The sequence below is a fragment of the Pantoea sp. X-Soil-MYKO-1785 genome (assembly GCF_059730675.1).
Genome location: NZ_AP036000.1, coordinates 1,684,106 through 1,696,106, shown reverse-complemented (window position 1 = coordinate 1,696,106; position 12,001 = coordinate 1,684,106). Strand labels below are relative to the sequence as shown.

At 52.7% G+C, this 12,001-nt stretch carries 12 protein-coding genes and 1 pseudogene; 6 read left to right on the top strand and 7 right to left on the bottom strand.

What is annotated here, in order from left to right; translation table 11 throughout:
• Positions 1-42: 42 nt before the first annotated feature.
• Positions 43-1,299 carry a glutamyl-tRNA reductase gene (hemA, locus tag AC6I8D_RS07870; RefSeq protein ID WP_312057582.1) on the bottom strand — a complete coding sequence of 419 codons (1,257 nt, stop codon included), beginning with the start codon at positions 1,297-1,299 and terminating at the stop codon, positions 43-45.
• Between the two features lie 216 nt (positions 1,300-1,515).
• Between hemA and lolB the strand changes: the two genes are divergently transcribed.
• From lolB to AC6I8D_RS07850, 4 genes are all read left to right on the top strand, one after another.
• Positions 1,516-2,139: a lipoprotein insertase outer membrane protein LolB gene (lolB, locus tag AC6I8D_RS07865; protein ID WP_312756699.1), complete on the top strand. Its 624-nt coding sequence runs from the start codon at positions 1,516-1,518 to the stop codon at positions 2,137-2,139.
• Positions 2,136-2,993, top strand: a complete 858-nt coding sequence (gene ispE / locus AC6I8D_RS07860) for a 4-(cytidine 5'-diphospho)-2-C-methyl-D-erythritol kinase (protein WP_312057581.1) — start codon at positions 2,136-2,138, stop codon at positions 2,991-2,993. Before lolB ends, ispE begins: the two co-directional genes overlap by 4 nt.
• Before the next feature lie 136 nt (positions 2,994-3,129).
• Positions 3,130-4,077, top strand: a complete 948-nt coding sequence (prs, locus tag AC6I8D_RS07855) for a ribose-phosphate diphosphokinase (RefSeq protein ID WP_006118899.1) — start codon at positions 3,130-3,132, stop codon at positions 4,075-4,077.
• A gap of 214 nt (positions 4,078-4,291) precedes the next feature.
• Positions 4,292-5,443 (top strand): GGDEF domain-containing protein, encoded by a 1,152-nt coding sequence (locus tag AC6I8D_RS07850; RefSeq protein ID WP_497819907.1) that lies wholly within the window; start codon positions 4,292-4,294, stop codon positions 5,441-5,443.
• Here AC6I8D_RS07850 and ychH read toward each other — a convergent pair.
• Positions 5,440-5,715, bottom strand: a complete 276-nt coding sequence (ychH, locus tag AC6I8D_RS07845; protein WP_312057663.1) for a stress-induced protein YchH — start codon at positions 5,713-5,715, stop codon at positions 5,440-5,442. The genes AC6I8D_RS07850 and ychH overlap by 4 nt on opposite strands.
• A gap of 261 nt (positions 5,716-5,976) precedes the next feature.
• Between ychH and pth the strand changes: the two genes are divergently transcribed.
• Positions 5,977-6,564 carry an aminoacyl-tRNA hydrolase gene (gene pth, locus AC6I8D_RS07840; RefSeq protein WP_312057664.1) on the top strand — a complete coding sequence of 196 codons (588 nt, stop codon included), beginning with the start codon at positions 5,977-5,979 and terminating at the stop codon, positions 6,562-6,564.
• A 108-nt stretch (positions 6,565-6,672) separates the two neighbouring features.
• Complete coding sequence (ychF, locus tag AC6I8D_RS07835) at positions 6,673-7,764, top strand: redox-regulated ATPase YchF (protein ID WP_031375312.1); 1,092 nt, start codon at positions 6,673-6,675, stop codon at positions 7,762-7,764.
• A 173-nt stretch (positions 7,765-7,937) separates the two neighbouring features.
• On the opposite strand, the pseudogene AC6I8D_RS07830 reads toward ychF, so the two are convergent.
• The 5 genes and pseudogenes from AC6I8D_RS07830 to AC6I8D_RS07810 all read right to left on the bottom strand — a co-directional run.
• Positions 7,938-8,213: pseudogene (locus AC6I8D_RS07830) on the bottom strand (type VI secretion system Vgr family protein); the annotation flags it as partial.
• A 36-nt stretch (positions 8,214-8,249) separates the two neighbouring features.
• Entirely contained in the window at positions 8,250-10,037 is a 1,788-nt protein-coding gene (locus tag AC6I8D_RS07825) for a T6SS phospholipase effector Tle1-like catalytic domain-containing protein (RefSeq protein ID WP_497819906.1), read from the bottom strand.
• On the bottom strand, positions 10,037-10,582 hold the full coding sequence (locus AC6I8D_RS07820) for a DUF3304 domain-containing protein (protein WP_497819905.1): 546 nt from the start codon (positions 10,580-10,582) through the stop codon (positions 10,037-10,039). The genes AC6I8D_RS07825 and AC6I8D_RS07820 overlap by 1 nt, the downstream gene beginning before the upstream one ends.
• On the bottom strand, positions 10,569-11,126 hold the full coding sequence (locus AC6I8D_RS07815) for a DUF3304 domain-containing protein (protein ID WP_497819904.1): 558 nt from the start codon (positions 11,124-11,126) through the stop codon (positions 10,569-10,571). Before AC6I8D_RS07815 ends, AC6I8D_RS07820 begins: the two co-directional genes overlap by 14 nt.
• A 45-nt stretch (positions 11,127-11,171) precedes the next feature.
• The gene (locus AC6I8D_RS07810; RefSeq protein WP_497819903.1) at positions 11,172-11,999 is read right to left on the bottom strand and encodes a DUF4123 domain-containing protein; all 828 of its coding nucleotides are present in this window, start codon (positions 11,997-11,999) and stop codon (positions 11,172-11,174) included.
• Positions 12,000-12,001: the final 2 nt, after the last annotated feature.

Below are 12,001 nucleotides of genomic sequence, written 5' to 3'. Positions count from 1 at the left end.
TTAAATGTGGGATTCCCGTAACAGGTAGCAGCAGCCTGGTGCCTACTCGAGACCCAGGCTGTCGCGTAAAATCTGCAGGCGTTCATTATCGCCGTCGCGGGCGGCCTGCTGAAGCGATTTGGTTGGAGCGTGAATTAAACGGTTGGTCAGCTTGTGCGCCAGTTCCTGCATCACTTTCTGCGGATCGGCACCCTGTTGCAGCGCCTGTAGCGCGCGGCCTTCCAGCTCAGCGCGGATCTCCTCCGCCTGAGAACGGTATTCACGGATGGTGTTGACTGCGCCCTGAGAACGCAACCATGCCATGAACTCACCGCTTTCCTGCACCACGATGCTCTCGGCCTGCACTGCCGCCGCTTTGCGCTGCGCCAGGTTCTGCTCGATAATCGCCTGCAGGTCATCGACGCTGTAGAGATACGCATTGGGCAGTTTGCCCACTTCCGGCTCGACATCACGCGGAACCGCAATATCCACCAGCAGCATCGGCTTATTACGACGCGCTTTCAGGGCGCGCTCCATCATGCCTTTGCCAATAATCGGCAGCGGACTGGCGGTAGAGGAGATGATAATGTCGGCTTCCGCCAGACGAGCATCGATCTCCGCCAGGCTGATCACCTCGGCACCCACTTCGGTAGCCAGCGCCTCAGCACGCTCACGGGTGCGGTTGGCAATAATCAGTTTTTTAACCTGATGCTCGCGCAGATGGCGCGCCACCAGCTCGATAGTTTCACCGGCACCGACCAGCAGCACGTTGACCGAGGAGAGCGATTCAAAAATCTGACGCGCCAGGGTACAGGCGGCAAACGCCACCGAGACGGCATTGGCACCGATATCGGTTTCGGTACGGACCCGTTTGGCGACCGAGAAAGTTTTCTGGAACATGCGTTCCAGTTCGCTGCTCAGCGCCTGGCCACGCGAGGAGTCAGCAAAGGCTTTCTTCACCTGTCCAAGAATCTGCGGTTCACCCAGCACCAGCGAATCCAGACCGCTGGCAACCCGCATCAGGTGGCTGACCGCCTCGTTATCCTGATGCCAGTAAAGACTGTTGCGCACATCCTCTTCATCGAGCTGATGATAGTCGCACAACCAGCGTACCAGACGCGTCTGCAAGTCGGCCTGCTGCTCGACACTGAGATAGAGTTCGGTCCGGTTACAGGTCGACAGCACCACGCCGCTCTGCACCATTGGCTGTGATAACAGGCTGTTCAGCGCCTGCTCAAGCGTCTCCGGCCCGAACGATACACGTTCGCGCAGAGCAATGGGGGCAGTTTTGTGATTGATTCCGAGAGCGAGCAGCGTCATGGTGGTTTCGGTTGGGATGTCCCAATAATGTCAGGGTTTTGTGAGGCGCATTCTACAAGATGCGACAGATCAAGAAAAGCCATACAAAGCCTATGACTGTAATAAGATTAACCTGATCGTGCTCAATTTGCTGCATAACAGCATTGACGGCTTAAATATGGATGGTTAGCGTTATCCGTTACGAATTATAAACGTGTCTGAGGAGATGACCACTTGATGCTTTATTCACCACGCACTCTGTTGCGCATTTTGCCCCTTGCCAGCGTATTGCTGGCCGCCTGTAGCGTTAACAAACCGCAAGGCCCGGGCCCCAGCGTGACCGCGCCACAGTGGCAACAGCATCAGCAGGCGGTCTCACACGTCACCCATTATCAGACCCGCGGCGCTTTTGCTTACCTCTCTGATAAGCAGAAGGTCTACGCGCGCTTTAACTGGCAGCAAACTGCCCCTGACCGCTATCGCCTGTTACTGACCAATCCGCTTGGCAGCACCGAGCTGCAGCTGGATGCTCAGGGCTCGGTGGTGCAGATCGTTGACAACAAAGGCAAACGCTACGTCAGCAACGATGCGCAGAAAATGATTTCGCAACTGACCGGTATGAACATTCCGCTGGCGAACCTGCGTCAGTGGATGATGGGCCTGCCCGGCGATGCCACCGATTATCAGCTCAATGAAAACTATCAGCTGCGCAGCCTGAACTACAGCCGTGACGGCCAGAGCTGGCAGGTGTCGATTGCCGGTTACGACAGTAAAGTCACTCCGCCGCTGCCCTCCAGTCTGGAGCTGAAAGAAGGCGATCAGCGGATTAAACTGCGTATGGACAGCTGGACCGTTCAATGATGAGTCACTGGCCGTCACCGGCAAAACTGAACCTGTTTCTCTACATCACCGGCCGTCGTCCCGACGGCTATCACAATCTGCAGACGCTGTTTCAGTTTCTGGATTACGGCGATACCTTGCAGATCAGCGTGGATCAAAGCGATCGCATTCAGCTACTGACGCCGGTGGCGGGCGTCGCGGAGGCAGATAACCTGATCGTCCGCGCCGCCGAACGGTTAAAACAGGCGGCACAGGCGAAGCAGACCCTGCCGCCGCAGGCAGGCGCACAGATTGCCATCGACAAGCGGCTGCCGATGGGTGGCGGTCTCGGAGGCGGCTCATCCAACGCGGCCACCGTGCTGGTGGCGCTGAATCACCTGTGGCAAACCGGCCTGACGCCGGATGAGCTGGCGGCGATCGGCGTGCAGCTCGGTGCTGACGTTCCGGTGTTCGTCAAAGGCTTCGCCGCCTTTGCTCAGGGTGTGGGTGAACAACTTCAGCCCGCAGAGCCGGAAGAAAAGTGGTATCTTGTCGCCCATCCCGGCGTGAGTATCAGCACCCCGGCAGTCTTCAACGACCCCGCGCTAACGCGAGATACGCCGGTGCGCAGTTTAGCGACGCTTTTATCCTCACCCTTCGCTAATGATTGTGAAGCAGTGGTAAGAAAACGTTTTCGCGAGGTTGATGAGCTTGTTTCCTGGCTGCTAGAATACGCGCCGTCGCGCCTGACTGGCACTGGCGCTTGTGTGTTTGCTGAATTTGACACCGAGTCTGCTGCTCGTCAGGTGCTGGAACTTGCCCCGAATGGGGTGCGCGGATTTGTAGCCCGAGGCGTAAATGTTTCGCCGTTACAGCGTACCCTGCGAGGCGATTAGCGAATGCGTGACAGTGTCACCCCGTTCCAGACACTGCACGTTTCGCATCAACACACCCGTGTGAACGCCCATGACCGTATTCGCCGGTTACTGTCGTGCCGTTCATTCTCTGGACGCAAAGCCTGAGGTTCTTCTCGTGCCTGATATGAAGCTATTTGCTGGTAACGCCACCCCGGAACTAGCACAACGTATTGCCAACCGCCTTTACACCAGTCTGGGAGACGCCGCCGTTGGGCGTTTTAGTGACGGTGAAGTGAGCGTACAGATTAACGAAAATGTACGCGGTGGTGATATTTTCATCATCCAGTCCACCTGTGCTCCCACCAACGATAATCTGATGGAACTGGTTGTGATGGTCGACGCGCTGCGTCGTGCTTCTGCTGGTCGTATTACCGCAGTCATCCCCTACTTTGGTTATGCCCGTCAGGATCGCCGCGTGCGCTCCGCGCGTGTACCGATTACCGCTAAAGTAGTGGCAGACTTCCTTTCCAGCGTCGGTGTTGACCGTGTTCTGACGGTTGACCTGCACGCCGAGCAGATCCAGGGCTTCTTCGACGTCCCGGTTGATAACGTATTTGGCAGCCCGATTCTGCTGGAAGACATGCTGCAGATCGGTCTGGAAAACCCGATTGTTGTTTCTCCCGATATTGGTGGCGTAGTACGTGCCCGTGCTATCGCTAAACTGCTGAACGACACCGACATGGCTATCATTGATAAACGCCGCCCACGCGCGAACGTTTCTCAGGTGATGCACATTATTGGTGACGTTGCTGGCCGCGATTGCGTGCTGGTCGACGACATGATCGACACCGGCGGCACGCTGTGCAAAGCGGCTGAAGCGTTGAAAGAACGCGGTGCCAAGCGCGTATTTGCTTACGCAACCCATCCGATCTTCTCAGGTAACGCCGTTGAAAATCTGCGTAAATCAGTGATCGATCAGGTGATTGTCTGCGACACCATTCCGCTGTCTGAAGAGATGAAGTCGCTGCCGAATGTGCGCACCCTGACCTTGTCTGGCATGCTGGCTGAAGCAATTCGCCGCATCAGTAACGAAGAGTCAATCTCGGCAATGTTCGAGCATTAATCTTCGCCAAACCGGGCCTCGCGCCCGGTTTTTTTCTGGCGGCCGATCGGCCGATTAACGCGCTTCTTATTCTGATATTTCCGCGATAAATTTCCCCAAAATCGATTATTTTCAACGCCACCTACTCTTTTAATAAAACGCCGCGTTCCGCACTTCTGCCCCAGACGCTTAAGTGATAATTTGCTGCGCACTTTTCAAAAGAACGCCACCCGCCATGACTCTGGATATCTATACCTTATTTATTTGTGAGCTTTATGTGCTGGGGTTTTTAAGCATCATCATGGTATTTGCCTGGATGGGATCGCAATACGATCGCGTGCTGGGTTTTACCTGTCTGTCGCTGGTTTTTACCCTGGTGGCGGTATTTTTCAGCAGCCTGCGCAGCAGCGGCCTGCAGTTCCTGCCGGTTGCCGCCGGCAATGTGCTGGTGATGCTGGCCTACGGCGGCTTGCTGAATGCTTTTCGATTATTCTGCGGCAAAAAGATCGGCACTGGCTGGCTACTCGGCGCGTTACTGTGGGCGATCCTCTGCTGTTTCCCGAGCTTCTATTACAGTTTGCCCAAGCGGGTACTGGTGCTGTGCATCGCCTGTATTGCCTACACCGCGGCGCTGATCCAGCTATTATGGCTGGCGCGTGACGCGCTGAAAGTGACTTTCTGGCCCGCACAGCTGCTGCTGTGGATCCATCTGCTGTTTCATCTGGCGCGCATCTGGCTGGACAATGCGATACCGACCCGCCTGCACGGTGCGATTGGCGGTTCAGGCTTTTCGGTATTTGTGGTTCTGGAGTCGATATTGTTTGTCATCGGCCTGACCTTTACCATTCTGGCGATGGTCAATGAGCGTACCCAGATTGCGTATAAATACGCGTCGTTACACGATCCGCTGACCAGTGTCTGGAACCGTCGCGCACTGTTTAGCGAGGCGGAAAAAATGGTGGCGCGCTGTCGTCGGCACAACCGCCCTTTCAGCGCCGTGCTGTTCGATCTGGACCACTTCAAAACTATTAATGACCGGTTTGGCCATCATCAGGGCGACCTGATTCTGATCGACTTTTGTCGCCTGGTGACAGAATTAATGCCGCCTGATGGACGTTTTGCCCGACTGGGCGGAGAGGAGTTTGCCGCGATTGTTGCGCTCGGTGAGCAGGATGCGCAGGCGTGGTGCGAAGCGATTCGTATGGCGGTCTGTCAGTCACAGCCCAGTGCGGTTGGCTACACGGTCAGCATTGGATTTGCCACTGCCAGCCAGGGCCATCAGAACTTTGAAAGTTTACTGGCGCTGGCTGATGAGGCGCTTTATCGCGCCAAAGCCAGCGGCAGAAACCGCACGGAACAGCAGCTGATGCCGGCGCTGGTTATTTAGTGGTGGCTGTGATGTGACCGGCGGCAGCGTTTATCGTAGTGACGCAGCCAGTAGTAACGGTCTTCCACCTTTTCCCGTCCGCTAACGCGTGCGCCTACTAACCACAGCAGCGCACCGATAAAAATGCTGAACATCGCGCCGTGCGCCAGAAACTGTGGCAGATGAAGCGAAGGCAGCTGGTTAATAATAGAATAACCGACGCCCAGTACCATGGTGAGTAATCCCAGTACCATCAAGCTATTACCCGCGACGCGACAATGTTGATGTTTCATCCTGCACCTCCATCCTTATGAGCCAATGTAAAACCGCACACAATGTTAAGTTGTCATAAGTTTAGGCAATGGCTGACGGCGACGTTGCGGGACGGATCACACAACCGGTATAAACTTTAGCCTGGATCTGTGGGCAGCTTGTTGATTTAGATGAAAAATGATTAGTCACCGGACTGAATCAATTTAATCCTATGCGCTTTGTCATCTCGCCTGTGGCGAAGTAAACTAACGCCCTTTGGCAATAACAGCAGGATATTCATTGTGAGCAGCATTAAACTGATTGTGGGTCTTGCCAATCCAGGCGCTGAATATGCCGCCACGCGCCATAACGCCGGCGCCTGGTATCTGGATTTACTGGCCGGGCGTCACAATCAGTCACTGAAAGAGGAAGGCAAATTCTTCGGCTATACCGCCCGACTGGCGATTGCCGGAGAAGATGTGCGCTTGCTGGTGCCGACCACCTTTATGAACCTGAGCGGTAAAGCGGTGGCCGCTATGGCGACTTTCTATCGCATTGCGCCGGAAGAGATTCTGGTGGCGCACGATGAACTCGATTTGCCGCCGGGCGTGGCGAAGTTTAAGCAAGGCGGCGGACACGGTGGCCACAACGGATTGAAGGACATCATCAGTAAGCTGGGCAATAACAACAATTTTCACCGTCTGCGCATCGGAATCGGCCATCCGGGCGATCGCAATAAGGTGACCGGATTTGTGCTAGGCAAACCGCCCGCCAGCGAGCAGAAACTGATTGATGATGCCATTGATGAAGCGGCGCGCTGCACTGAACTGTGGCTGAAAGAGGATCGCATCAAGGCGATGAACCGGCTGCACGCTTTCAAGCCTGCTTAATCGCCCGAATCGTCGTGATTCTGTGTATAATGCGCGAAATTTTTCATTTCGTCTCCGATAGCCCGCCGCCGGGCGAGCTGTCCATCCAGTTATAAAGGGTATCAAACCATGGGATTCAAATGCGGTATCGTGGGCCTGCCGAACGTCGGTAAATCCACTCTGTTCAACGCGCTGACTAAAGCGGGTATCGAAGCGGCTAACTTCCCCTTCTGCACCATTGAGCCCAACACTGGCGTGGTGCCGATGCCTGACCTGCGTCTCGACCAGCTGTCTGAGATTGTTAAACCGCAGCGCGTGGTGCCGACTACCATGGAATTCGTCGACATCGCCGGTCTGGTAAAGGGCGCATCGAAAGGTGAAGGCCTGGGTAATCAGTTCCTGACCAACATCCGTGAAACCGAAGCGATTGGCCACGTGGTCCGCTGCTTTGAGAACGACAACATCATTCACGTTGCGGGCAAAGTTAACCCGGCTGAAGATATTGACGTGATCAACACCGAGCTGGCACTGTCCGATCTTGATACCTGTGAACGTGCGATTCAGCGCGTGCAGAAGAAAGCCAAAGGCGGCGATAAAGACGCTAAAGCCGAGCTGGCGGCGCTGGAGAAGTGCCTGCCGCATCTGTCTGAAGCCGGTATGCTGCGTTCGCTGGATCTGGATGCTGATGAGAAAGCGGCGATTCGCTATCTGAGCTTTCTGACGCTGAAGCCAACCATGTACATCGCCAACGTCAATGAAGACGGTTTTGAGAACAACCCGTATCTTGATCAGGTGCGTGCCATTGCCGAAGCAGAAGGTTCCGTGGTGGTGCCGGTGTGCGCCGCCGTTGAGTCAGATATTGCCGAGCTGGAAGATGAAGATCGTGACGAATTCATGGCGGAGCTGGGACTGGAAGAGCCGGGCCTGAACCGCGTAATCCGCGCCGGTTACTCCCTGCTGAACCTGCAAACTTACTTCACCGCAGGCGTGAAAGAAGTGCGCGCCTGGACCATCCCGGTGGGCGCGACTGCTCCACAGGCAGCCGGTAAAATCCATACCGACTTCGAGAAAGGCTTTATCCGCGCCCAGACCATCGCCTTTGAAGACTTTATCGCCTACAAAGGTGAGCAAGGTGCGAAAGAAGCCGGCAAGATGCGTTCAGAAGGGAAAGAGTACATCGTGAAAGATGGCGATGTAATGAACTTCCTGTTTAACGTCTGATTTGCGTGTCTCATGTGTTTTTTAGAATCTCGTGAGACCTGAATAAAATAAAAAACCACGCAATTGCGTGGTTTTTTTTTAAAGATCACGGGATGCTTGATGTGAGTGCTATTCGAAATGTGCAGATGAGTCTAACGACTGTCATCTGCTGCAATTTTAATGAGCCTGTTAACCCATACGGACACATGCAGGCGGGTGTCACGGGCGGCCCGGAAGGTGGCGAGCGTAATGACCATCCCCTCTTTCAGCTCCGGCACGCCACTGTCGCCGGTCTCCAGCACCATGCCCGGTGTCAGGTGGCTGGCGTTACTGAACAGGTGCAGGCGGGTAGCGTGATTCAGGGCGTGTTCATGCCGGATTCGGGCATAAAACGCTCCGCTTTCGGTTTCCGGCTCTGAGGTGGTGTCATCTCCGGCATCGCGGTAAGGCGCCAGGTTGCGGTAGTGTTTACACCTGTCCGGAACCAGATATCAGATACCCGATGATTAAACTTCAGGTTTTTCCAGTGAACGAATAACCAGGAAGTCCTGAGAGATGCCAGCATCTTTTCCCGTTGCTTGTCTGCTATGAATAAACCAGGCATACATATCTGAGGGCGCGTTATCTTCAGGGAAAGGTTGAGGCTGACCAAGATAAGCTGCATGCGCATAATCGAGAAAACGTCTCGCACGCCTCAATGCAGGCCTATAAATATCAGGCACGATTTGGATACGCTTATCATTAGGATCGTTTTCCATACTGTTCTTCATTCTTATTGCGGCATCATGGACATCGTCCAGCCATCCCCAATTTTTATGCAACACATCAAGTTCATTCTGGTAGTGTCTTGAAGTTTCTTTTGCCTGTGATGAAATCCCCAATAGCCCGGCAGAAGCACCAGCGGAGGCTAAAATATCGCCGCGTTGTTTTTCATACTTCATGCACTCACAGCGGTATTGATAGTATTGTCGCCCAAGCCACTCAATATAGCTGTCCAGATGACGGTTCTGCGCTCCGATACTGACGGCGTTAAAAGGCATCGCTTGCTGATACAGTTTTGTCCATTGAGCGACAGACTTGTTCTTAACCTTATCCTGCATGATGAAATAGTTTGCAACTGTTTCCGATTGAGCCCGCAAATTTTGAAAATCAGGAAAAGGGACGCCAGCCATCGTCGCGGTCCGGTACATCCGGTGAAGGGCCACCCGGCAAAGTTCTGCACTCGGCTTTTGTTCATTTGGCTTCAGGCCTCCCCCTACGTCCTCCGCGCAGCCGGGTAACAGTTCTTCCTTGTGCTTATGATTACTTCCACCAAGACAATAGACGCTACGCCATGGCCGGTTTTCATGGGCTGCCACCAGGTGCAGTGCGTTTTTAACCGTATCCGGCAATACCGACTCCTGATCAACAGATTTATCGCCCATCAGCACGCTGATACCTTTAACTGGCCCCCCGAAAGTCGAAATAAACCAGTCCACGCCATTATTATTGCTTGCGGGAGTATGACGGGCACAATCAAACAAACCTGTAAAAACAATCTCTACGGGGATCCCCTGGTAAGTATGTTTATCACCCTGCTTCTGACAAATATCATCAAGCAGCGTATCAATAAATTTACGTGCAAGAGTTGCTCCGACATCGTATCCAAAGAATGAAATAGAGATCAGTTTGATCGGTACAGGGCTATTGGTTTTGGCTCGTTCAAAAAACCGCTTAAAACGTAATTTAGCCGAATTTATTCGCGTATCGACACCGGTAACTAACATATCTGCAATAGCGGGATTATCACGCAACCAGGGGGTTGCCTCGATACCTGATTTCTTTGCTGCGTTTTTAGCTACATCCCCCGTTAGCGTTTTCCACTCTGAAGGATTTATCAGTTTTTTTCCTGAGTCCTTTAAAACCTCCCACCAGTTACCACCTTTCAAATAATCCAGGCCAGCATCTTTCGCCATTTCTTTTGGCTGATCTTTCAAATCATCCAGTGCAGAATCTTGTGCATTGTCCATAATGGTATGCAGTTTTTCAGTGAGATCTTCTTTAAATGGCGTACCAAGACCAGAAAAGTAAAATGCGTCATAGCTTTCATTAGCTGTATTTTGTTGGTTACTAGGGAAAGCACGGAACAGCCGAGATATATTACTAAGCCTCTGTTCAGGAGCATCCTGATCAATATTACGGTGAATACCATCAAAGAAAAACCCGACATGCCATGTCCGTGAACAATTTCCCAACCCGGCATCATCAGCCTGCTGGGCACGACTGGCAGCAGCAATAACACTTTCAATATCCATCAGTTTTTCTCCTGCTTTGCAGACTTGCCTAGAGCATCAGGACGTTTTTCATAAGGCGACCAGGCATTGTCGCTCCAGCCCAGTAAGACTTTATCTCCGGGTAAAAAATGAACATGCAAATCATTTTCTCCCCACTTTCTTTCTGGCAGCGGCATCACAACCCGACGTTTTTCCAGACGCATACCTTTAAGATACTGCTCATGAGTAATATCAAGGGTCCATATTACTTCCGCTGTTTTCCCGCTGATGGTGCCACAGCATGTTGTCTTACCTGCACCTTTGGCATATGGATTATTTTTGTCATAGGCTGAAGAATTGCCGCCCGCCACACCATTCACACTGAATCCCAAAATGGGTCTGTCAATTTCACTGTGAATAATTAGCGTTACCCCTCCAGTCGGCGGCCCCCAGATGGATGCCCAGATTAACCAGCCACCGTATGCCAGAACCACTGCCAATAAACTCCCCCATATCCATTTCCTCCAGCGGGCATAACCACGATTCACGGCATTATCAACTTTGTCGTAAGTCTTAAAAAATTCCATTATTATTTCTCTGTTTCACATGCTGGTTAATATTTTCTGGAGCTTTTTCATAAGGCGACCAGGCATTATCACTCCAGCCCAGTAACACCTTATCCCCGGGCAAAAAGTGAACATGCAAATCATTCTCTCCCCACTTTCGTTCTGGCATTGGCATTTCAACACGGCGAGTTTCTTTGCGAAGTCCCGCATTGTACTGCGCCCGCGTAGTGCTTAATGTCCATATAACTTCCGCCGTTTTCCCACTGATGCTGCCACAGCAGGTTGTCTTACCTGCACCTTTGGCATATGGATTATTTTTGTCATATGCTGAAGAATTACCGCCCGCCACTCCGTTGACACTGAATCCCAAAATGGGTCTGTCAATTTCACTGTGAATAATTAACGTCACACCCCCGGTCGGCGGTCCCCAGACCGCGGCCCAGATTAGCCAGCCACCGTATGCCAGAACCACTGCCAATAAACTGCCCCAGATCCATTTCCCCCAGCGGGCGTAACCATGATTCACGGCATTATCAACTTTGTCGTAAGACTTAAAAAACCCCATTATTATTTCCCTGATTGAAGCAAAGACCATTAACTGTTTAGATTTTCAGTACTGTGTTTCCGCAAGGTTAACCAACACCTCTGCCAGTGACCGTGTACCATTCAGCACCTTTGGTAATGCCGCCTTCAGTGCATCTGATTCCAGCTCCTGTCGCCCACCATTAAGGTAATACAGCGCGTACACTTTCCGATCCGCCGGGGATAACGAACCCAACTCTCTACTTTTATTCAACGCTTTGATCACCATCGAGCGCTGCGCGCATGGTGGAAATACCTTGCTGGTCGGCATCTTCTGCCATTCATTCAATACACTGGTAACCTCTGGCTTATCCGTAATCTGCTGCCAGGTCGCCTTATCAAGCCGGATGATATGATTAGTGGGCTTATCTACTTCAGAGGGTTTTATGGCAAGCGCCTGCCACTGCCTTTCTCCGGGAAACCACCACTGCGTAATGGCATTGAACAGATAGGCATGCCAGTCACAGTCAGCACACTGCGCCAGCATTTTTATGACATGGCTGGCATAAAAGCGCGTTAACTCTGTAGAGCCGTCTGGCTGCACAACCGTGCAGCCACGGGATAACTGCACTGCCAGCATTGATGGATAACGCGTTGAAACAATGACTGCGGCACATCCCGGCAAAGACGCCAGGTAATCAGGTAGCCGCTCCGCATTATCAATTTCCAGCAGCCAGGGGCCGTAGTTCTGAAACTCCGTCAATTGCGGGTGGATATAGAGCGAATGCATCCTGTCTTCATGCTTCGCTTTAAACGCCAGAAAATCCTCTTCCGACTGCGCTCCGGCTTCAAACAACAGGCTGATATTTTCGTCTGGTTCGAAGGCTAACGCAGCTATCAGTTCTGTACTGTCCATTG